The following is a 20810-nucleotide window of genomic DNA, read 5'->3' on the forward strand; positions in this document are numbered from 1 at the left end:
GTTCAGATGACAGCGGCTTGACCGGCGAAGAGGTCAGTGAGCAGCGCGCTCGCGAGGCGTGCCTGCTTCGGCATCCCCCACCCCAGGACACCGACGGGTTGACCGGCCCGTGTGGCGAGCGCGACAAAGCGACCTTCCTCGATCGATCCCTCGATGACTGCGCTGTCATCTGCGTCGCCGGGGAAGCCGTACGCCTGGATCTTGATCCCGTACTGATCAGACCAGAAGTACGGAACCGGCACGTAGGGTGCTGCCGCGTTCGCGTCGAGGATGTTTCGGGTCACTGCCGCCGCTTGTTCCGTTGCGTTGGTGCGGTTCTCGAGCCGAAGGTCCCGGCCGAGGCCTTCGTGACGCCAGCGTGCGACATCACCAACTGCCCAGATCCCGGGTGCAGCGCGACAAAGACCATCACACAGGACACCGTCAGACACATCGAGACCGCTGTCGCTGAGCCACTCCGTGTTCGGTGTCGACCCGATCGCCACGATCACTCGACCAGCCTGAAGCTGTGTGCCGTCATCGAGTACGGCGCCGACCACGCTGCCGCGATCCGGCAGGAGTGATCTGACGCGGGACTCACCGCGCAGGACGACGCCCGCGTCTTCATGGCGGCTGCTGAGCAGGGCAGAACCGACGGAGCCGAGCTGGGCGAGCATCGGAGTCGGCTCCGGGCCGACAAGTGTGGTTGCGGACCCAGAAGCGACTGTCGCCGCGGCGATCTCGCTGCCGAGGACCCCGTTCCCGACGACGAGTGTGGGCACCGTCGATCGGAGCGACTCGCGGAGTTCGCGCGCGTCATCGAGCGAGCGAAGGACATGGACTCCGAGGAGGTCGTGCTGGAGAGGAAGCTGACGAGCACGGACACCGGTCGCAATGACGATGTTGTCGGCTGCGATGGCCTCGTTGCCCGCCGATACTGTTCGGCGCGCAACGTCAAGTCCGGTGGCGGAGTGCCCGAGACGGAAGACCGCGCCGAGGCCATCCAGCGACCGTTGCGGCCGGAGCATCACCTGCTCGAGGTCCCAGTGGCCGCTCAGGTACTGCTTCGACAGCGGCGGACGGTCGTACGGGGTGTGCTGTTCGTTGTCGAGCAACGTCAGCGGGCCGCTGTGCCCTCGTCGTCGCAGCCCTTCCGCAACAGCGATCCCCGCGGCGGACGCACCGACGATGAGCACGCTGCTGTCGATTGCAGATGTCGTCATGTATGCCTCCGCACGGAAGCCGAATCTGCGAGTCAGAGACGCTCCGTCAGGGGTAGTCAACTCCGACGAGCAAGATTTTCAAACACGTGATTTAGATTCTCACCGCTTTCTCACCCGCCCGTGCCCCACGGTCCCCTCAACGGAGGACCCACGGCCCAGGTCACGGCAGACGGTCAGCCGTGGGCAGATCGACGAACCACAGCGCGGAGATCGCGTTGGTGAGTGCTGCTGCGACATCCGACCAGTCGGACCAGATCCTGGGCCCTCCGCGCTCGAGGGACCGCTCGTGCTCCGCGATCATCTGCGTCAACAAGATCCGGCCCATGGCATTGCGTTCCGCCCGCACCTGCCGAGGGAGGTCGGGTAGGCAGCTCCTGATGCCTTCAGCGATGCGAAGGAGGCTCGGAGTCTCGCGCGCCTCGTCCATCGCGATGTCTGCCCACGCCGGGTCGGTGGCGACCTGTGCGCTGAACCGGCCGTACCAGGTGGGTGAGCCGAGTGCTGCGAGATGTGTCGTTGTTGCTCGCACGAAGCATCCGATCCAGTCACGAACGTCGGTGGACCCGTCGATGCGCGCAAGTTCCAGGAGACGCAGCTCGTTGATGCGCCGCTGGTGTCGTCCGAGGATGGCGCGGATGAGTTCGTGCTTGCTGCCGAAGTGGTAGCTGACGACTGCGGTGTTTCCTTGGCCCGCAGCCTCTCCGATCTGCCTGTTCGAGATGTGTGCGATGCCGTACTCCGCGTAGAGACGCTCGGCGGCGGTCAGGATCAGTTCTCGCGTTGCTGTGACGCGCTTGCTTCGAGCGCCTTCTTCACCGGTGGTCATCGCGATTCCTCTCCGCGATGAGATCGTAGCGACTGCGCTCGTTGGGCTGTGCGCGAATGGGACCTGCCGGTCAGTCGCAGGCAGACGACAGCGGGGGTACCGACGAAAGATTCGTCGATACCCCCGCTGTCGGGAATGTCAGGAGGCCTTGATCGCCTCTCGCTGCGGCTCAGTGTTGGCAGCCGTTTCGTCCTCGGTCAGGCTGTGACCCTCGGTGTCGAGATTCGGCACGATTCGCTCCAGCCACTTCGGCATCCACCATGCGGCGCGTCCGGCCAACGCCAGGAGCGCCGGCATCAGGACCATGCGGACGATGAACGCATCCGCTAGCACGCCGATCAGGAGTCCGAACGCGGTCTCCGACGCGAACGTCATCTCGCTCGACGCGAAGCCGCCGAACACGAAGGCCATGATCAGGGCTGCGGCGACGATCACCGGGCCGGACTTGCTGAAGCCCGCGAGGATGGCTTCCTTGGGCCGGAGCCCGGAGACGTACTCTTCGCGGATCCTGGAGACGAGGAAGACCTGGTAGTCCATGGCGAGTCCGAAGAGGACGCCGACGAGGATGATGGGGAGAATGCTGCCGAGGGGGTCGCCCTGGGGTGCGGCGATGATGAAGTCCAGCCACTTCCACTGGAACACCGCAGTGAGTGCACCGAGTGCGGCACCCAACGACAGCAGGTAGCCGAGGGTCGCGAACAGCGGTACGAGGAGCGACCGGAACATCACGACCAGCAGCAGGAACGACAAGACGACGATCACGACGACGTACTGGATCAGTGCCTTGTTCATCTGTGCGGTCGTGTCGAGACCGATTGCAGTTTCGCCGGTCACTTCGAGGTGCACACCACCGACAGAATCGGCTTGGTCGCGGATGTCGTGGACAAGGTCCTTCGTGCCGTCGTCGATCGGGCTGCCGTTCGGGATGACGGTGAACAGGGCCGTGTCACCGGAGGTGTCGATCTGGGCAGGGGTGACCATCCGAACGTGAGCGAGGTCATCGAGCGCGTTCTGCACGTCAGGAGCCTTGTCCTGAACGTCGTTGCCTTCGGCGAGGACGAGGAGCGGTGACTGCGTGCCACCGAACTTGTCCACGATGAGGTTGTACGCGTGGCGCTGTGTGGAGTCCGGGTTCGAGCCGCCCGGGATGTTTGCGGCGGTCTTCATGCTGAACAGCGGGATCGCAACGATGGCGAGAACTGCAACGCCTCCGATGAGCATGAGCAGGGGGTGCCGGGTGTTCGCCGTTCCCCAGCTGCGCAGGAACGAACGCTTCTTCGGGGCGACGTCGATCGTTCCGCCGGCGCGGAGCGTTTCGCGGTCCCTCTTCGGCAGGGCGCGAAGGCCGAGGCTCCGCAGGATGACGGGCAAGAGGGTGAGGGCTGCGAGCACGGCGATCGCGATTGCGAAGGCTCCTGCGAAGCCCATGTCCTCGATGGTGCTGATCCGAGTGACGACCAAGCCGACGAGCGCGATGATCACGGTGAGGCCAGCGAAGACGACGGCTGTGCCGGCCGTGCCCGTGGCGTGAGCGACGGCGTCCTCGACCTTGCGGCCGGCACGAAGCTCAGCGCGGAAACGTGTGAGGATGAAGAGCGAGTAATCGATGCCGACCGCGAGGCCGAGCATGCCTGGCAAACTGATCACGGTGGTGTCGAGAGGGTGGATTGCCGACCATGCGAGCACGCCGAGGATGCCTGCTCCGACGCCGCTGAGGGCGACAAGCATGTTGGCGCCGGCGGTGATGAGCGATCCGAAGGTCAGGAAGAGGATCAGAAACGCAACCAGGAGGCCGACGATCTCCCCGGCTCCGCCGATCGGGTAGCTGTCCTCGGCGATCTGCCCGCCAACTTCGATGCGAAGATCTGCGTCGTGCGAGTGAACGAAGGAGAGGACCTTGTCGTAGGTCTTCTCAGCGTTGCTGTCCGTGATGCCGCTGAACGTCAGCGTGGACACGGCGGTGGTCTGGTCCTTTGACACGTAGGGCTGCTGCTCGTCGAACGGGGAGGTCACGGACTCCACGTGCGGGAGGTCCCCCGCGGCGTCCACGATGCGAGTGACTCGGGACACGGAATCGGCGTCCGTGATGTTGGCGCCGTTGCGGCCTTCCATCACCAGCTGCAGGGTCTTTGCCTCCGAGCCGGAGGATTTCATGCCCGGGAACTTGTCTTGGAGTGTGTCCAGCGCCTTGGACGCGGGGGTGTCAGGGGCAGTGGTCTTCCCGCCGCCCAGGTCAGCTGATGTGGCGGTGATTCCGGTGAAGACGGCGATGATCAGCAGCCAAGCTGCGATCACGATCAAGCGGTGTCTGGCGCTGAATCGCCCGACAGCCGCGAGGAACTTCGGCATGAGTGCTCCTGAAGAATGAGGTGCCGCCCTGGAGGAACTCGGGCCGGCAGTTGATGTCTCAATCCTCGGGTGACGCAGTCGTCGGGGCGTCGTCCGTGCGAAGCGCCGTTCCTACTTCATCTGCAGTAGATGACGCTCCGATGTCCGGAGGGTCAGACGAGTCCAGCGCGGTAGGCGAAGGCGACGAGCTGAGCGCGGTCGCGCGCTGCGACCTTCGCCATCGCGCGGGTGGCGTGAGTCTTGACGGTGAAGGGTGAGACGAACATCGCTGCGGCGATCTGCTCATTGTCACCGCCCGCGGCGACGGCGATGACGACGTCGAGTTCGCGGGGCGTCAGCGCTGCGAAGCGCTGTGCGAGTTCGGCGTCGACTGGTCGTCGGGGACCAGTTTGGACGTGTCCCACGACCGCGCTCGACGCAGCTGGGGAAAGCACTGCATCACCCTGCACCGTTTGCCGGAGTCGCTCGAGGAGCGCGGCTGGGCCGACGCCTTTGCCGAGGAACCCGTTGGCACCGGCCTGGAGTGCGTCGAGAACCACGGCGTCGTCCTCGAAGGTGGTGAGGACGATGATCGGGAGTTGCTGCGCTGATCGTGTCGCTCGTACCCGTCGGGTTGTCTCGACTCCGTCGATCCCAGGCATCCGTACGTCCATCACGATCAGGTCTACGGCCTCGTGGTCGAGAATCCGTAGGGCCTCGAATCCATCGGATGCTTCGGCCACGACAGCGAAGTCCGGGCTGGAATCGATGATGGCTCGGAGACCGAGAAGGATCATCTCCTGGTCGTCGACGAGTAGTACGCGACAGGTCATGCTTGCTCCTCGGGGATGGTCACGAACACTGCGAACACGTCATCGTCGACGTCAATCCGAACGGTGCCACCAACAGATTTGACGCGCTCCTGCATGCCCATGATGCCGAACCCCGTTCCGTGAACATTCGATGCGTCCGGTCGGGTTGGGTTCGTCACCTCCACGTGCAGCGCACCGGCGGCAGCGTGGAGCGTGAGTGCTGCCTCGCCGGCGCCGTATCGATGAGCGTTCGTGAGCGCCTCTTGCACGACTCGGTAGACGGTCACGCCCACCGCGTCCGAGGTTTTCGGCAAGGGAGTTGGGATCTGCGCGTCGACGTCGAGACCGATCTCGGAGAACGATCGAACAAGCGCGGCCATGTCCTGGAGGTTCGGCAGCGGGCTCGATGCCGCGGCTGCGTGCTCGTCTGCGCGGAGAACCCGCAGGGTGTGCTGGGTTTCTGCGAGGATGCGTTGCGTGGCGGTCTGTGCGGCCTCGACGGATGCGGCAGTCCGTGAGTCAGTCGCCAGCCCGGATACGGCAATCGCCCCGAGATGCATGTTCACGACCGCGGTCTGGTGTCCGATGATGTCGTGGAGATCACGAGCGATACGGATGCGCTCCTCAGCGACTCGGCGAGTTGCCTCAATGTCTCGGGTGACGATCGCGTCCTCGGCACGTGCTCGCAACGCCTCCCAGGACCTGTACTGCTGGAACAACGCCGATCCGATGGCGCCTGCCGCGACGACGCTCAGAACTCCCGCAGCTCCGTCCCACCGGACAACCCGACCGTGGTCGAGGTAGCCGCTTGCGGCGACGATCCCGGCAACCACTCCCGCCGACAGCAACGTCGTTCGGAACGCCGGGGTGCCGGTAGCCGTGATGGCGAACAACGTGAATGCCACCACCGTGAACTCAGCGAGGGCGTCACGGTGCCCCAGTGTTGCCAGTGCGGTCCCCAGAAGGACTGCCCCGATGCCGACGTGAGGTCGCCGACGTGCCACTACGGCACCGACCGCGCAGACCACGGCTCCCGTGTATCCGAGGAACGACCCGCCGAGAATGATCGCGGTGGCGATCTCGACCAGCATCGCCGTGACGCTGATGTACGGCATGGAGCGAGGTACCGCGCGCTGCGCACGCAGCCATCGGGGCGACTCGATCTCAGGTCGCTGAGGTTCGTCGTTCACGGTTTGATTGTGCCTGGAGAAGATCGGCGCGCGGCCTGCAGACGTCACATGCCTCGGATGTTCGGACGATGTCGTCCTCTGAGCCCTGTTCACCGCCGCGCGCCGGACCGTTCACCGATCGCCAACGGCAGCCTCGCGTTCGTCGGAGACCGGGGTGGCCGAGATGGTGTCGCGCGCCGTGGTCTCTCGCTCTGACGCTCGGCGCTCCGCGGGTTCCGCGGGTTCCGCGGGTTCTACGGATTTCGGGTACTCGAGCAGCACGGCAGTCATGTCGATCGGAACGGTGTCCTGCAAGAAGAGATCGTCCGGGCGGACGGTCTGTCGCAGCAGTACGGATTCCGCATCGGAGCGGCCGAAGCTCATCGTCATCGCGAGATCACCGTCACAGCGAGCTTCTCGACACCCATGGCGACGAGCACAACCATGAATCCGGCGAACCGGACCACCTCGGAAACGGTCATGAGTGTCCCCCAGGCGACCAGCTTGGGAACTCGGGCAGTGCGCGCCACGGCACCCTCAGCGGGACGGATGCGTTGCACAGTTGACGGTGTGGCGGACTGGATCGCGGTCATGATGACTCCTTTGTGCAGGGTCTAGCCCCGATGAGTTCATCCTCAGCGCCGGACGGCGGCTGGTCGTCGTCCGGCAAGACTCGATCGCCTACTGCAGATGGAGTAGACGGCTCCCGCGACCCCGTCTACCCCCTGATCTCGGCCCCACCGACTTCGACAGAGTCACCGGCGGAGAGTTCACGGTCTGAGTGCAGGTCCGACGAGTGGCGTGGCACGAAGGCCGAACGCCCTCGGCTCCGCCTCCAGGATTCGAACCCGGACCTAACGGCACCAAAGGCCGTCGTGCTGCCATTACACCAAGGCGGAACGCACCCGTGGGTGCACGTCCATCCTCCCATGACCGACGAGGCTGGCCGTCCGCCCCGGGTTCGGCCAAGATGGAGGGATGCCGCACCAGGACGAGGTCGACCGGATCGTCGCGGCGTGGGGTCGTGAGCGTGCCGACCTCGACTTCGGCCCGCTCGAGGTCCTGTCCCGCGTCGACCGGCTCGCGCGGCACCTGGACCGCGCGCGGCGAGCAGCGTTCGACGCGGGTGACATGGAGCCGTGGGAGTTCGACGTCCTCTCGGCCCTGCGGCGGGCGGGTGAGCCGTACGAGCTGAGCCCGAAGACCCTGCTGCAGCAAACCCTGGTGTCGAGCGGCACGATGACGAACCGTGTTGACCGGCTCACGGCGCGGGGCTTCGTGGGGCGACGGACCGACCCGAGGGACGGCCGCGGCATCCTCGTGTCGCTGACGGGCAAGGGCCGGGTGGCGGTGGACGCGGCGATCGCGGACCTGCTGGCCGCCGAACGCGACATCCTGTCCGGGGTGTCCGACGCCGAGCAGGACCAGCTGGCCGGGCTGCTCCGACGACTCATCCTGGGCCTCGGGGACTAGTCTCCGGCCCATGCACGCGATCACCCTGGCCGTCGCCGACGTCGCACGATCGGCGGACTTCTACCGCGCCCTGCTCGGGATCGAGGGCAGCGGCGTCATCGGCACCGAGTACCCGCCGACCGAGACCGAGGCGGGCGGCACCACGGCGATGTTCACCCTGGACGACGGTCTGATCGTCAGCGTCTACGGGCGGGACGACATGGCGAAGGACTCCGGTGTCATCCTCGCCGACGGCCCCGCGGCGACGATCGGGCACTTCGTCGACAGTCAGGCCGACGCCGAAGCGTTCCTCGACCGGGCCCGGATCGCCGGCGCGACGATGCTCGCTCCCCCGTACACGCGGCCGTGGGGCATGTGGTCCGGCTTCTTCCAGGACCCGGACGGCCACCTGTGGGAGGTCGTCGCGAACCCCGGCGGCGGGGCTCCCGAGGACGCGAAGCCAGCGGAGTAGACCCACTCAGACCCCGAGCAGCTCCGCGACCTCGAGCCAGCGCTCTTCGAGCTGCTCGATCTCGGCCTCGTGCGCCGCGAGCTTCGCCTGCAGCTCTCCGAGCCCGGCGTAGTCCGACTGGTCGTGGGTGGCGAAGTCGTCGAGCAGCTTCTTCCGGTCCGCGCCCACCTTCGCGATCTTGCGGTCCAGCGCCGACATCTCCTTCTCGGCGGTGCGCCTGTCCGCACCCGACAAACCGGGCGCGGCAGGGGCAGTCGACCCGGCAACGGCACCGGCCGAGCCGGTCCCGCCAGCCGTGTCGGGCCTCCCGGCAGACGCGGCGGCAGCCGCAGAAGCGGTCCCGCCACCGGTGCCGGCCGCACGCAGCCGCATGTACTCGTCGACGCCGCCGGGCAGGTGCCGCAGGTGCCCGCCGAGCACGGCGTACTGCTGGTCGGTGACGCGCTCGAGCAGGTACCGGTCGTGGGAGACGACCAGCAGGGTGCCCGGCCAGGTGTCGAGCAGGTCCTCCATGGCGGCGAGCATGTCGGTGTCGAGGTCGTTGGTGGGCTCGTCGAGGATCAGCACGTTCGGCTCGTCGAGCAGGATGAGCATGAGCTGCAGGCGGCGCTTCTGCCCACCGGACAGGTCCTTGACCGGTGTGGAGAGCTGTTCGGCCGTGAAGCCGAGGCGTTCGAGCAGCTGCGCCGGCGTCATCTCCTTGCCGTCCGCGACGTAGCTCGTCTTCTTGCGGGCGACGACCTCGCGCACGCGGTCGTTCGCGAACTGGGCCAGGTCGGCGAGCTGCTGGTCGAGGATCGCGACCTGCACGGTCTTGCCGGTCTTCACCCGGCCGCTCGTCGGCGCGAGCGTGCCCGAGACGAGGTTGAGCAGCGTCGACTTGCCGGCACCGTTCGGGCCGAGGATGCCGGTCCGCTCCCCCGGTGCGATGCGCCACTCGATGCGGTCGAGGATCTGGGTGCCGTCGAACGAGACGCTGACGTCGAGCAGGTCGACGACGTCCTTGCCGAGGCGGGCGGTCGCCGTCTTCGCCAGCGCGACCGTGTCACGGATCGGCGGGACGTCGTCGATCAGGGCGTTCGCCGCGTCGATGCGGAACTTCGGCTTGCTCGTCCGGGCCGGTGCACCGCGGCGCAGCCACGCGAGCTCCTTGCGGGCCAGGTTCTGGCGGCGCTGCTCGCTGGCGGCTGCCTGCCGGTCGCGCTCGACGCGCTGCAGGATGTACGCCGCGTAGCCGCCCTCGAACGGGTCGACGACGCCGTCGTGGACCTCCCACGTGTCGGTCGACACCGCGTCGAGGAACCACCGGTCGTGCGTCACGACCACCATGCCGCCCTGGTTCGACGACCAGCGGCGGTTGATGTGTTCGGCGAGCCACTGGATGCCCTCGACGTCGAGGTGGTTCGTGGGCTCGTCGAGGAACAGGACGTCCCAGTCGCCGACGAGCAGCCGCGCGAGTGCAACGCGGCGGCGCTGGCCACCGGACAGCTCGTCGACGCTGACGTCCCACGGGATGTCCGACACCAGACCGCCGATGACGTCGCGGATCTTCGGGTCGCCGGCCCACTCGTGCTCTTCGAGGTCGCCGACGACGGTGCTGCCGACGGTCGCGCCCTCGGGCAGGATGTCGCGCTGGTCCAGGTAGCCGACGGTCAACCCACGGCGGTGCGTGACGCGGCCGTCGTCGGGTTCGAGGCGCTGGGACAGCAGCGCGAGGAGGGTCGACTTGCCGTCGCCGTTGCGTCCGACCACGCCGATCCGGTCCCCCTCGTCGATGCCGAGGGTGACGTTGTCGAAGACGACCTTGGTGGGGAACTCGAGATGCAGGTTCTCGGCGCCGAGGAGATGAGCCACGCGTCAAGGGTAGGCGGCGTGGCGGGGTGGTCGGTGCGGGGCGGGTGTGTGGGTGGGGCCGGGCGGGGCCGGGCGGGGCCGCGCGGGGCCGGTCGCACGGTGCGGGCTTCGGCAGGTGGTGCGAGGTTGACCGCTCGCTGCGAGGTTGTAGCGGCGCACGGAGCGGACAACCTCGCACCAGCCGACAGACCGCGCACGGTGCGCCCGGTGCGACCGCGCACGGCGCGACGGCGCGTCGACCTGGAGGCCCGGGTCAGCTCACCGGGGCCGGCTCGGCTCCGGCTGTCGGGTACGTCAGCTCGCGGGAGCGGCGTCGCCCTCGCCGGCGGCTTCCTTCGCGCGCTTCAGGCGAGCCTGCGCCTCCCAGTACTCGATCTCGCGCTCGAGTTCGGCGAGCTCCTGCTCCGTGCCGCTGATGCGCTTGGCGCCGTGGGCGCTGCGGGCATCACCGAGGGTGGCGTACCGGTCCTCGTGACGGGCGGGCTCGATGTAGCGGCCGTGGTTCCGCTCACCCGGGGCCCAGTCGTGGCCGATGGCGAACCAGACGATGCTGCCGACGACGGGGACCAGGATCACGAGGATCACCCACGCGATCTTCGGGAGCCCGCGGATCTGGTCGTCGTTCTTCGTCAGGATGTCGATCAGGGCGAAGACCAGCAGGATGACGGTGATGCCGGGCAGCAGAACGCTCATGTTCGCGATTCTATGGAGAACCTGAGGGCTGTCGCCACGCCCCGAACGCATGCCGGTGTTGCGATCCGGACACGGTCAGCTGCGGGGCCGTACAGGGTCGACGTCCGTGCGGTGCTGGGCTGCGAGACAGCGCCGGGCGAGCACGGTGCGACGCACCGACCACACGAACTGGGCGACCGTGAACAGACTTCCGGTCAGGTAGACCGGCCAGAAGGCCGTCCCCGCGACGGCGATCGACGACCAGACGACGAGCAACCCGGCCTGCATCGGGAGTGCGGCACCGCTCGCCAGGTCGGTCGCGACGGCGTCGACCACGATCCGTCGATCCGCCGGCGCGTCCGCCTGGCCGACCGCCGCACGCAAGACCGCACGCTGCTCACGCTGCAACAGCGACGCGACGACTTGCTCACGGACGACGGTGCGTCCTGCACGGCGCCGGAACCGGACCGCTCGGATGATCTCCACCACCAGGATGAGCACCGCGATGCTGAGTCCGACGGTCGAGAGCATCAGCCGTGCATCGGAGCCCGGGGGCAGCGCGACGCCGACGAGCACCAGCAGCGCGATCACGAGGGCCACCGCCAGGACGAACCCGCGGATGGGCAGGACACGACGATCACGCGACTGCGCGAGGTACGCCTTCGCCCGGATCTCCGCGTCGGCCCACCGCCGATCGGCGGCCGTCTGTGCTTCGGTCACCGATCTGAGTGAACCAGCTCGACCTGAGCATCCGTCACAGGGCCGCGACCCACTCGTCCGTGCCGTCGGTGAACCGCTGGTGCTTCCAGATCGGCACTCGCTCCTTGACCAGGTCGACCAGCTCCCCGCACGCTGCGAACGCCTGCGCCCGGTGGGACGACGCCACCGCTGCGGCGAGCGCGACGTCCCCGATGCCGAGCGACCCGACGCGGTGCAGCACGGCGATCCGGACGTCGGGGTGGGCGTCTGCGACGGTGCGGGCGACCTCGGCGATGACGTCGCCGGCGCTGGGGTGCCGCTCGTAGTCAAGCGCGGTGACGCCCTTGCCGCCGTCGTGGTCGCGGACGACGCCGGCGAAGGTGACGACGGCACCGTCCTGGTCGGTGGCGACGACGGCGGAGACCTCGTCGACGGTGATCCCCCGGTCGACGACGTCGGCGAGCACGACGCGCGCGTCCGGTGCCGGGGACGGGGTCGACGACGCGCTCACGACGCACTCCGCGGCGCGTGGCCCTCGCCGTGCACCTGCGCGAGCACGTGGTCGACCAGCCCGTCGAGCACGGCCAGTCCGTCCGCCACCCCGCCGCGCGACCCGGGCAGCGTGACGATCAGGGATCCGCCGGTGCTGATGCCGGCGATGCCGCGGCTCAGCAGTGCGGTCGGACCGGCCCCCGCGAGCCCGCGACGACGGACCTCTTCGAGGACACCCGGCAGCTCCAGGTCGATGAGGGGCGCGACGGCCTCGGGCGTCCGGTCGGTCGGGGTGATGCCGGTGCCCCCGGTCGTGATGACGATCCGGGCCCCGGCCAGCAGTTCGGCGGTCACGGTCTCGGTGATCGCCCCGCCGTCGGGGACGATCACGGGCTCGGCGACGGTGAAGTCCCGCTCGCGCAGCCACCCCGCGATGACGGGCCCGGTGCGGTCGAGTGCCGGATCGGCGGCGGCCTGCGTGGACACCACCACGACGGCGGCACGGACCCTGGTCGTCTGCGAGGTCATCGGTTGCTCCAGTCTCCGGACCGACCGCCGTGCTTCTCGAGCACTCGGACGTCCGTGATCGAGGCCGCCCGGTCGACGGCCTTCACCATGTCGTACACGGTCAGCGCGGCGACGCTCGCGCCGGTCAGCGCTTCCATCTCGACGCCGGTGCGCGAGGTCGTGCGGACCGAGACCTCGATCAGCACGCGGTCGTCGGCGCCGGTGATGTCGACCTGCACCCCGGCGATGGGGAGCGGGTGGCAGAGCGGGATGAGGTCGGAGGTCTTCTTCACGGCCATGATCGCGGCGATGCGGGCGGTGCCGATGACCTCGCCCTTCGGCAGGGAGCCGTCGAGGATGCGAGCGACGACATCGGGCCGGGTGACGAGCGTGGCGGTGGCGGTCGCCGAGCGGTCGGTCACGTCCTTCGCGGACACGTCGACCATGTGCGCGGAGCCGTCGGCGCGCACGTGCGACAGCTCGGCCGCGTCGGACGGATCGGCCGGCTCGGACGTGGCGACGGGTTCGGTCATCGGAGACTCCAGACGGTCAGGACGTCACCGGGCTCGACGGCGTCGACCCCCACCGGGACGTGCACGAGGTGCGTGGCGGCGGCGTAGTGCGCGAGCAGGTGGGAACTCGGTCCGCCCACGAAGTGGACGACCCCGTCGGCCACCCGGCCACGCCGCACCTGGTGCTTGCCACCCGGTGACTGCGCAGCCGAAGCAGCGGGCAGGTGCAGCTCGGGACGGTCGGCCGGCAGCCCGACGAGGGGCGCGAGCAGCGGACGGAGGAAGACCTCGAACGAGACGAGCGCCGACACCGGGTTGCCGGGGAACGACACCACCGGCACCGGTCGACCGGCGAGCTCCACGCTGCCGAACGCCTGCGGCCCGCCAGGCTGCATCGCGACCGGGGTCACGGCGAGCCCGCGGGGTTCGAGTGCCTGCCGCACGACCTCGTACGCGCCCGCACTGATGCCCCCGGTGGTGAGCACGAGGTCTGCCCAGTCCCCCACGGCGTCGTCGAGCGCGGTGACGAACGCGTCGACGTCGTCGGGGACCCGGACCGTGCGGGACGAAGCACCGATCTCGGCGAGCGCCGCCTGCAGCGCGATGCCGTTCGCGTCGCCGATCGTCGCCGCGTCGGTGTCGGCTCCCTGCAGCTCGGACCCCGTCGAGACCACGAGCACCCGCAGTGGTCGACGAACCTGCACGGTGGACACTCCGGCGGCTGCGAGCGCACCGAGCAGGGCGGGGGTGATCGGCGCTCCGGTCGGAGCGATGGATGCACCGAGGGCCAGGTCGCTGCCGGTCGCCCGCACGAAGGTGCCCGGCACGAGGTCAGCGGGCACCGTGACGTGCCCCAGTTCGAGCGCAGCCGGGAAGGACCCCGGCGACGTGGCCTCCACCGGGAAGACGGCATCGGCGCCGTCAGGGATCCGCGCGCCGGTCATGATCGGTGCCGCTGTGCCGGCGGAGAGCGGTGCGGGGACGACCCCGGCGGGGATGGGCGCGACGACCCGGACGTCCTGCCCGGCATCGGCCACCCGGACCGCGAAGCCGTCCATCTGACTGTTGTCGAAGGGCGGCAACGGGACCGGTGAGGCGACGGGTGCAGCGAGCAAGCGGTGCCCGTGACCGGCACGGCCGTCGACGGCCAGGTCGTCGATCCGCCACGACGCACCCCCGAGGCCCGCCAGGACCGGCGCGAGCAGCGCTGCCAGGTCGTCGCGGTGCTGACCGATCGTTCGCACAGGTGCCTCCGAACAGGGATGGTGTCGCCGCTCCCGGTTCGTCCGGGGCCGGCGTCAGTAGCGTATCCAGCGCGCAGACCGCGCCGACGACCTTTCGGAGGACCTGTGGAGAACGACGAAGCCGTGACGATCGGTGTCATCGGGGGCTCCGGCCTCTACCAGCTGTTCGAGGAGGGGACCGCCGAGGAACTGGACGTGCCGACGCCGTTCGGCCCGACGTCGAGCCCGATCAGCATCGGCACGATGTCCGGACGTCGGGTCGCGTTCCTCACCCGGCACGGTCGTGAGCACTCCGTCGCCCCGCACCGCATCAACCACCGCGCGAACCTCTGGGCGCTCCGCTCCCTGGGCGTCCGGGCGATCGTGTCCTCGAGCGCCGTCGGTGGTCTGCACCCCGACTACGCCCCGGGCACCTTCGTCGTGACCGACCAGCTCATCGACCGCACCTTCGGCCGCGCGGACACGTTCTTCGAGGAGGACGTCCAGCACCTGTCGTTCGCCGACCCGTTCGACCCGACGCTGCGCCGCGCGGCCGTCGACGCGATCGCAGCACTCGACGTGCCGTTCCGTCCGACCGGCACGTGCGTGGTCATCCAGGGCCCCCGCTTCTCGACGCGCGCCGAGTCCGTCTGGCTGCGCGAGGCCGGCGGCCACACCATCAACATGACGATGACCCCCGAGGTCCCGCTCGCCGCCGAGCTCGGCATCGCGACCGTCAACCTGTCGTTCGTCACCGACGCCGACGCCGGCCTGGCCCCGACCGAGGACGAAGCCGCAGCCGCAGCCGCCCACGCGGCCACGGCGGACGCAGCGGCCACGGCGGGCACAGCGGCCACGGGCGACGCAGCCGACGACGCCGGCGCACCCGTCACCCACGCCCTCGTGATGGAGCGTCTCGCCCGCGCCAACGAGGTGATCGTCCGCGCCATCGGCGGGATCGTCGGCGCGATCCCCGCCGACTTCACGCCGCGCGAACTCGTCCCGGCGAGCGCCAGCGCCAGCATTATGCAGACCCAGCCCACCGCCGCGACCCCGGGACCCACCACCACCACGGGCACCGCCGCATGACCCGCCTGCTCGTCACCGGCGGCGCCGGCTTCATCGGCTCTGCGATCGTCCGCCGCGCGCTGGCCGACGGCCACGAGGTCCGCGTCCTCGACTCCCTCCGCGACGACGTCCACGGCGACCCCGGCGAGGTCGTGCGCGCCCACCAGCAGCAGGGCATCGAGTTCGTGCACGGCGACGTCCGCGACCGGGTCTCGCTCGACGCCGCGCTCGACGGCGTCGACGTCGTCTGCCACCAGGCCGCCAAGGTCGGCCTCGGCGTCGACTTCCAGGACGCCCCCGACTACGTCTCGTCGAACGACGCCGGCACCGCGTACGTCCTCGCCGGCATGGACCGGCACGACATCGGCCGACTCGTCGTCGCGAGTTCGATGGTCGTCTACGGCGAGGGTGCGTACACGACGTCCGACGGCGAGCCCGTCCGGCCGCCGGCCCGCCGCCGCGAGGACCTCGATGCCGGTCGCTTCGACCCGATCGGCGCGGACGGTCACCCCCTGCTGCCCGGACTGATCGACGAGTCCGCCGCGCTCGACCCCCGCAACGTGTACGCGCAGACGAAGGTCGCGCAGGAGCACCTGGCCTCGAGCTGGGCGCGCGCGACGGGCGGCCGGGCGATCGCGCTCCGCTACCACAACGTCTACGGACCCGGCATGCCCGCGAACACCCCCTACGCCGGTGTCGCCTCACTGTTCCGCTCGGCACTGGCCCGCGGCGAGGCCCCCCGCGTCTTCGAGGACGGCGCCCAGCGCCGGGACTTCGTGCACGTCGACGACGTCGCCGGAGCGAACGCCGCCTCGATCGCCGCGACCGCCGACCTGCCCGCCGACTCGTTCCGCGCGTACAACGTCGGGTCCGGCGTCGTGCACACGATCGGCGACATGGCCGCTGCGATCGCGGGCCCCGACGGCCCCCAGCCGGTCGTCACTGGCGAGTACCGCCTGGGCGACGTCCGCCACGTCACGGCGAGCTCGGACCGCATCGCCGACGAGCTCGGCTGGCGCGCCGAGGTCGACTTCGCGGCCGGCATGCGCGACTTCGCGACCGCTCCCCTCCGGAGCGCCGTCCAGTAGCCCCACTTCGTGAGCAGGAATGGTCGGGTCGGCGGACGCGACCCGACCATTCCTGCTCACGAAGCGCGCGCACCGCGCGCCCCGCGCGCCCCGCGCGCCCCGCGCCCAGCGCGACCACGCGGCGGACGCGACCCGACACGAACGCCCGCCACGGGCCTCCCGTCCGCTTGTCCCCCGTTCTGGGGACCCCGCCCCGAAACAGTGCGCTGACTGACCATCGGGTACAGATTTCCTGTACCCCGACGCGCGTCGTCGTGTTACGTCGAGTGCATGACAGGACACACCCGTCGATCTGACGACCGGCACCGAATGACGGACATGAGTGTCGACGTCATCCTCCCGTGCCTCGACGAGGCCGATGCCCTGCCGAAGGTGATCGCACGCCTCCCGGAGGGCTACCGCGCGATCGTGGTGGACAACGGCTCGACCGACGGTTCCGCCGACGTCGCCCGCGCCCACGGCGCCCTCGTCGTCACGGAACCGGTGAAGGGCTTCGGCTCCGCCTGCGCCGCGGGCGTCGCGGCCGCCACCGCCGACTTCGTCGCCTTCTGCGACGCGGACGCCTCGATGGACCCCGCCGAACTGCCGCCGCTCGTCGACCGCGTCGCGAGCGGCCGCGTCGACCTGGCGCTCGGCCGACGTGTCCCGACGAGCAAGGGCGCGTGGGCGCCGCACGCCCGGTTCGCGAACCGCGTCCTCGCCGTCCTCATGCACCGCGCGACCGGCTACCGCCTGCGCGACCTCGGCCCGATGCGCGTCATGCGCCGCGAGGACCTCGTCACCCTGGACCTGCAGGATCGCCGCAGCGGCTACCCGCTCGAGATGGTCCTGGCCGCGCACGCGTCCGGCTGGCGCGTCGACGAGTCCGACATCGGCTACGCGCAGCGCATCGGCGACAGCAAGGTGACCGGGACGCTCCGCGGCACCATCAACGCGGTCCGCGACATGACCCGCCTGCTGCGCGCGTACCGCCGGGAGGCCCGTGTCCGGGTCGTCGCCCCGGCGTCCGTCCGCCACGTGGCCGGCTCCACCGCCGCGACCGGTTCCGCGGCACGGCCCGACTCCGCACCCGTCACCGCCTCGGTCGAGGGGACGCGCGCATGACCGCCGGCATCACCGTGGCCGTGGTCGCGAAGGAGTGCCTGCCCGGCAAGGTGAAGACTCGGCTGACCCCGGCGCTCTCCCCCGAGGGTGCCGCCCGTGTGGCGTCCGCGAGCCTCGCCGACACCCTGTCGACCGTCCGCGCCCTGCCCGCAGAGCGCCGCGTGCTGTTCTTCGATGGCGACGTCGTCCCGGAGTCGGCCGAGGGCTTCGACGTCCTCCACCAGCCCGGCGGCGGGCTCGACGAGCGCCTCGGGTTCCTGTTCGACGCCATCGACGGCCCGTTGCTCCTCGTCGGGATGGACACCCCGCAGGTGTCCACCGACGCGCTCGCCCCGGTGTTCGACCGGCCCGAGCGCGACGCGTGGTTCGGCCCCGCCGAGGACGGCGGCTTCTGGTCGCTGTACCTGCAGGCCCCGACCGGCGATCTGCTCCGGGGCGTCCCGATGTCGCAGGACGACACCGGCGCCGTCCAGCTCGCACGTCTGACCGACGCCGGCCTCGACGTCGGGATCCTCGGCGAGCTGCTCGACGTCGACACGATGCCCGACGCCGAACGCGTCGCCGAACTCGCGCCGGACTCCGGCTTCACCCAGGCACTCCGTGCCGAGACCGCGGGGAGTCTCCGATGACCATGCACGCACCCGTCTCCTTCGGCGCCGGCGGCGGCGAGCCCTACGCCCGGGCGCTGCGCTCCGACGGACGGCTCCGGCTGACCGACCCGGACCGCCCCGACGTCGTCACGACGATGGACGTCGGCCGGTGGAGCGCCGCGGCTGACCGGGTCGACCGCTCGCTGCTCGACGACGCCGACGGCCCCGTGATCGACATCGGCTGCGGCCCCGGGCGGATGCTCGTCGCCGCGCGCAACCGCGGCATCCCCGCACTCGGCGTGGACGTCTCCGCCGAGGCCGTGGCGATCGCCCAGCGGTCCGGTGGCACCGCGATCCAGGGATCGGTGTTCGACGCGGTCCCCGACGAGGGCCACTGGGACACCGCCCTGGTCATCGACGGCAACATCGGCATCGGTGGCGACCCCGCCGCCCTGCTCGAGCGCTGCGGCGAGATCGTCCGCGCCGGTGGCCGGGTGATCGTCGAGACGAACCCCGACCCGCTGGCCGACCGGGTGTACACCGCCCGCGTGGTGGACGCCGACGGCCACGAGAGCGCCGGGTTCCCCTGGGCCGAGGTCGGACTCGACGCGCTGCACCGGCACGCGGCGGACGCCGGGCTCGTGGCGCGGCAGAGCTGGACGGTCGCGGGCCGGAGCTTCTGCGAGCTCATGGCCTGATCGCGCACATTCGTGCACTTCTTTTGCATCATGCAAGACAGTCACGTACGGTCGAGCGCATGACGAACAGCACCTTCCCGCTCGGCGGCACCTTCGTGTCCGGACTCCGCGGCCGCGACGAGCGCGGGTCCTTCACGGGCACCCGCTCCATCGACTCGGTCGGCACCTACACGGGTGCGCCGATCACCGGACGCCTCGGGCGCTTCACCGACGTGCAGCGGTCGCGTCCCGGCACCTGGACCGCCTCCACCCGCACGGCCACCGGCTCGTTCCGCACGGCGACCGGCTCCTTCCGCACCGCCTGAGCCGTGCCGTCGCCCCGGTCGGCGAACACGGCTCTGGCCGCGCTCTGCGGCCCGGGCTGTGCGCCGGCCGGACGCGTCCGGGTGCGCGATGCCAGGATGGACCCATGAACGACCGCGCCGGCACCCCCGCGACCGCAGACGACCTCGTCGACATCGACGCGCTCGTCGCCGCCTACTACGACCGTGTGCCCGATGTCTCCGTCGCCGAGCAGCAGGTCGTGTTCGGCACCTCCGGCCACCGCGGCTCCTCGCTCGACTCCGCCTTCAACGACACCCACATCGCCGCGATCACGCAGGCGATCGTCGAGTACCGGCAGTCGCAGGGCACCGACGGCCCGCTGTTCATCGGGCGCGACACCCACGCCCTGTCCGGCCCCGCCGAGCGCACCGCACTCGAGGTCCTGGCCGCCAACGGCGTGCACGTCCTGGCCGACAGCGACAACGGCTACGTGCCGACCCCGGCGTTGAGCCACGCGATCATCCGCTACAACCGCGCCGGCAACCCCGACACGGCGGACGGCATCGTCATCACGCCGAGCCACAACCCGCCCCGCGACGGCGGCTTCAAGTACAACCCCCCGCACGGCGGCCCCGCCGACAGCGACGCCACGAGCTGGATCGCCAACCGGGCGAACGCGATCATCGAGGGTGGCAACGCCGAAGTGCAGCGCACCGAGCACGCCACCCCCGACCGCTACGACTTCCTGCACACCTACGTCGCCGACCTCGAGAACATCATCGACATCGCCGCGATCAAGCGTGCCGGGGTGAAGATCGGCGCCGACCCGCTCGGTGGTGCATCGCTGCCGTACTGGAACCTCATCCGCGACCACTACGGCCTCGACCTGACCGTCGTGAACCCGGACGTCGACCCGACCTGGTCGTTCATGACGCTCGACTGGGACGGCAAGATCCGGATGGACCCGTCGAGCCCCTCGGCGATGGCCTCGGTCCTGGCGCACAAGGACGAGTTCGACGTCCTGACGGGCAACGACGCCGACTCCGACCGGCACGGCATCGTCACGCCCGACGGCGGCCTGATGAACCCGAACCACTACCTCGCCGTCGCGATCGAGTACCTCTACGCACACCGTCCGGCCTGGCGCGACGACGCCGCGATCGGCAAGACCCTGGTGTCGTCGAGCATCATCGACCGCGTCGCAGAATCGCTCGGGCGCCGTCTCTGGGAGGTCCCGGTCGGCTTCAAGTGGTTCGTGCCCGGCCTGATCGACGGCTCCGTCGCGTTCGGTGGCGAAGAGTCCGCCGGGGCGTCGTTCCTGCGCACCGACGGCACGGCGTGGACCACCGACAAGGACGGCATCATCCTGGCGCTCCTGGCGTCCGAGATCGTCGCCGTCACCGGCAAGACCCCCTCGCAGCTGTACGTCGAGCTGACCGAGCGCTTCGGCGACCCGGTCTACCAGCGCGTCGACGCCGCGGCTTCGAAGGAGCAGAAGGCACGCCTGTCGAAGCTCGACGGCGACGCCATCACCGCCGAGACCCTTGCGGGCGACCCGATCACCGCGAAGCTGTCGAAGGCCCCCGGCAACGACGCGGCCGTCGGCGGCGTCAAGGTCGTCACCGACAAGGCCTGGTTCGCCGCACGACCGTCCGGCACCGAGGACGTCTACAAGATCTACGCCGAGAGCTTCGTCGGGCAGGAGCACCTGGAGCAGGTGCAGCGCGAGGCCAAGGAGATCGTGGACGCCGCACTCGGCGCCTAGTCGGTCACCCGCA

General features: G+C 69.9%; 23 protein-coding genes and 1 tRNA gene. 9 read left to right on the forward strand and 15 right to left on the reverse strand.

Going from position 1 to position 20810, the window contains the following annotated elements; genetic code table 11:
- Positions 1 to 2 precede the first annotated feature (2 nt).
- The 8 genes from HQQ88_RS13220 to HQQ88_RS13255 form a co-directional block, all read right to left on the reverse strand.
- On the reverse strand, positions 3 to 1202 hold the full coding sequence (locus tag HQQ88_RS13220) for an NAD(P)/FAD-dependent oxidoreductase (protein WP_123340197.1): 1200 nt from the start codon (positions 1200 to 1202) through the stop codon (positions 3 to 5).
- Positions 1203 to 1362: 160 nt separating this feature from the next.
- The gene (locus HQQ88_RS13225) at positions 1363 to 2028 is read right to left on the reverse strand and encodes a TetR/AcrR family transcriptional regulator (protein WP_123293769.1); all 666 of its coding nucleotides are present in this window, start codon (positions 2026 to 2028) and stop codon (positions 1363 to 1365) included.
- 138 nt (positions 2029 to 2166) lie between these two features.
- Positions 2167 to 4377 carry an MMPL family transporter gene (locus HQQ88_RS13230; RefSeq protein WP_173169692.1) on the reverse strand — a complete coding sequence of 737 codons (2211 nt, stop codon included), beginning with the start codon at positions 4375 to 4377 and terminating at the stop codon, positions 2167 to 2169.
- A gap of 152 nt (positions 4378 to 4529) precedes the next feature.
- On the reverse strand, positions 4530 to 5189 hold the full coding sequence (locus HQQ88_RS13235) for a response regulator transcription factor (protein WP_123293767.1): 660 nt from the start codon (positions 5187 to 5189) through the stop codon (positions 4530 to 4532).
- Positions 5186 to 6283 carry a histidine kinase gene (locus HQQ88_RS13240; protein ID WP_173169693.1) on the reverse strand — a complete coding sequence of 366 codons (1098 nt, stop codon included), beginning with the start codon at positions 6281 to 6283 and terminating at the stop codon, positions 5186 to 5188. The genes HQQ88_RS13235 and HQQ88_RS13240 overlap by 4 nt, the downstream gene beginning before the upstream one ends.
- Before the next feature lie 186 nt (positions 6284 to 6469).
- On the reverse strand, positions 6470 to 6727 hold the full coding sequence (locus tag HQQ88_RS13245; protein WP_123293765.1) for a hypothetical protein: 258 nt from the start codon (positions 6725 to 6727) through the stop codon (positions 6470 to 6472).
- Positions 6724 to 6930: a hypothetical protein gene (locus HQQ88_RS13250; RefSeq protein WP_123293764.1), complete on the reverse strand. Its 207-nt coding sequence runs from the start codon at positions 6928 to 6930 to the stop codon at positions 6724 to 6726. Before HQQ88_RS13250 ends, HQQ88_RS13245 begins: the two co-directional genes overlap by 4 nt.
- 234 nt (positions 6931 to 7164) lie before the next feature.
- Positions 7165 to 7236, reverse strand: a tRNA-Gln gene (locus HQQ88_RS13255).
- 79 nt (positions 7237 to 7315) lie between these two features.
- On the opposite strand from HQQ88_RS13255, the gene HQQ88_RS13260 reads away from it, so the two are divergent.
- Both HQQ88_RS13260 and HQQ88_RS13265 read left to right on the forward strand, forming a co-directional pair.
- Positions 7316 to 7810, forward strand: coding sequence for a MarR family transcriptional regulator (locus HQQ88_RS13260; RefSeq protein ID WP_173169694.1), 495 nt, complete (start codon positions 7316 to 7318; stop codon positions 7808 to 7810).
- Between the two features lie 10 nt (positions 7811 to 7820).
- Entirely contained in the window at positions 7821 to 8261 is a 441-nt protein-coding gene (locus HQQ88_RS13265; protein ID WP_173169695.1) for a VOC family protein, read from the forward strand.
- Between the two features lie 6 nt (positions 8262 to 8267).
- On the opposite strand, the gene HQQ88_RS13270 is transcribed toward HQQ88_RS13265, so the two are convergent.
- The 7 genes from HQQ88_RS13270 to glp form a co-directional block, all read right to left on the reverse strand.
- Positions 8268 to 10115 carry an ABC-F family ATP-binding cassette domain-containing protein gene (locus HQQ88_RS13270; RefSeq protein WP_131921216.1) on the reverse strand — a complete coding sequence of 616 codons (1848 nt, stop codon included), beginning with the start codon at positions 10113 to 10115 and terminating at the stop codon, positions 8268 to 8270.
- Between the two features lie 294 nt (positions 10116 to 10409).
- Positions 10410 to 10808, reverse strand: coding sequence for a PLDc N-terminal domain-containing protein (locus HQQ88_RS13275; RefSeq protein ID WP_123340192.1), 399 nt, complete (start codon positions 10806 to 10808; stop codon positions 10410 to 10412).
- Between the two features lie 75 nt (positions 10809 to 10883).
- On the reverse strand, positions 10884 to 11507 hold the full coding sequence (locus HQQ88_RS13280) for a hypothetical protein (RefSeq protein ID WP_173169696.1): 624 nt from the start codon (positions 11505 to 11507) through the stop codon (positions 10884 to 10886).
- 34 nt (positions 11508 to 11541) lie between these two features.
- Positions 11542 to 11925 (reverse strand): molybdenum cofactor biosynthesis protein MoaE, encoded by a 384-nt coding sequence (locus HQQ88_RS13285; RefSeq protein ID WP_207913280.1) that lies wholly within the window; start codon positions 11923 to 11925, stop codon positions 11542 to 11544.
- Positions 11926 to 11993: 68 nt separating this feature from the next.
- Entirely contained in the window at positions 11994 to 12506 is a 513-nt protein-coding gene (locus tag HQQ88_RS13290) for a molybdopterin-binding protein (protein ID WP_173169698.1), read from the reverse strand.
- Positions 12503 to 13018, reverse strand: a complete 516-nt coding sequence (moaC, locus tag HQQ88_RS13295; RefSeq protein WP_173169699.1) for a cyclic pyranopterin monophosphate synthase MoaC — start codon at positions 13016 to 13018, stop codon at positions 12503 to 12505. Before moaC ends, HQQ88_RS13290 begins: the two co-directional genes overlap by 4 nt.
- On the reverse strand, positions 13015 to 14241 hold the full coding sequence (gene glp, locus HQQ88_RS13300; protein WP_173169700.1) for a gephyrin-like molybdotransferase Glp: 1227 nt from the start codon (positions 14239 to 14241) through the stop codon (positions 13015 to 13017). The genes moaC and glp overlap by 4 nt, the downstream gene beginning before the upstream one ends.
- A 105-nt stretch (positions 14242 to 14346) precedes the next feature.
- On the opposite strand from glp, the gene HQQ88_RS13305 reads away from it, so the two are divergent.
- From HQQ88_RS13305 to pgm, 7 genes are all read left to right on the forward strand, one after another.
- A complete protein-coding gene (locus tag HQQ88_RS13305; RefSeq protein ID WP_173169701.1) occupies positions 14347 to 15309 on the forward strand; it encodes an MTAP family purine nucleoside phosphorylase in 963 nt (320 codons plus the stop codon).
- Positions 15306 to 16376, forward strand: coding sequence for an NAD(P)-dependent oxidoreductase (locus HQQ88_RS13310; protein WP_133938299.1), 1071 nt, complete (start codon positions 15306 to 15308; stop codon positions 16374 to 16376). The genes HQQ88_RS13305 and HQQ88_RS13310 overlap by 4 nt, the downstream gene beginning before the upstream one ends.
- Before the next feature lie 318 nt (positions 16377 to 16694).
- Positions 16695 to 17480, forward strand: coding sequence for a glycosyltransferase family 2 protein (locus HQQ88_RS13315; RefSeq protein WP_367917019.1), 786 nt, complete (start codon positions 16695 to 16697; stop codon positions 17478 to 17480).
- Positions 17477 to 18109: a DUF2064 domain-containing protein gene (locus HQQ88_RS13320; RefSeq protein WP_123293703.1), complete on the forward strand. Its 633-nt coding sequence runs from the start codon at positions 17477 to 17479 to the stop codon at positions 18107 to 18109. Before HQQ88_RS13315 ends, HQQ88_RS13320 begins: the two co-directional genes overlap by 4 nt.
- Positions 18106 to 18768: a class I SAM-dependent methyltransferase gene (locus HQQ88_RS13325; RefSeq protein ID WP_123293702.1), complete on the forward strand. Its 663-nt coding sequence runs from the start codon at positions 18106 to 18108 to the stop codon at positions 18766 to 18768. The genes HQQ88_RS13320 and HQQ88_RS13325 overlap by 4 nt, the downstream gene beginning before the upstream one ends.
- Positions 18769 to 18827: 59 nt before the next feature.
- Positions 18828 to 19073, forward strand: coding sequence for a hypothetical protein (locus tag HQQ88_RS13330; protein WP_131921225.1), 246 nt, complete (start codon positions 18828 to 18830; stop codon positions 19071 to 19073).
- Positions 19074 to 19177: 104 nt separating this feature from the next.
- Positions 19178 to 20797, forward strand: coding sequence for a phosphoglucomutase (alpha-D-glucose-1,6-bisphosphate-dependent) (gene pgm / locus HQQ88_RS13335; RefSeq protein WP_131846971.1), 1620 nt, complete (start codon positions 19178 to 19180; stop codon positions 20795 to 20797).
- Positions 20798 to 20810: the final 13 nt, after the last annotated feature.

Origin of the sequence: Curtobacterium sp. VKM Ac-2861, assembly GCF_013204965.1 — a bacterium.
GTDB lineage: Bacteria > Actinomycetota > Actinomycetes > Actinomycetales > Microbacteriaceae > Curtobacterium.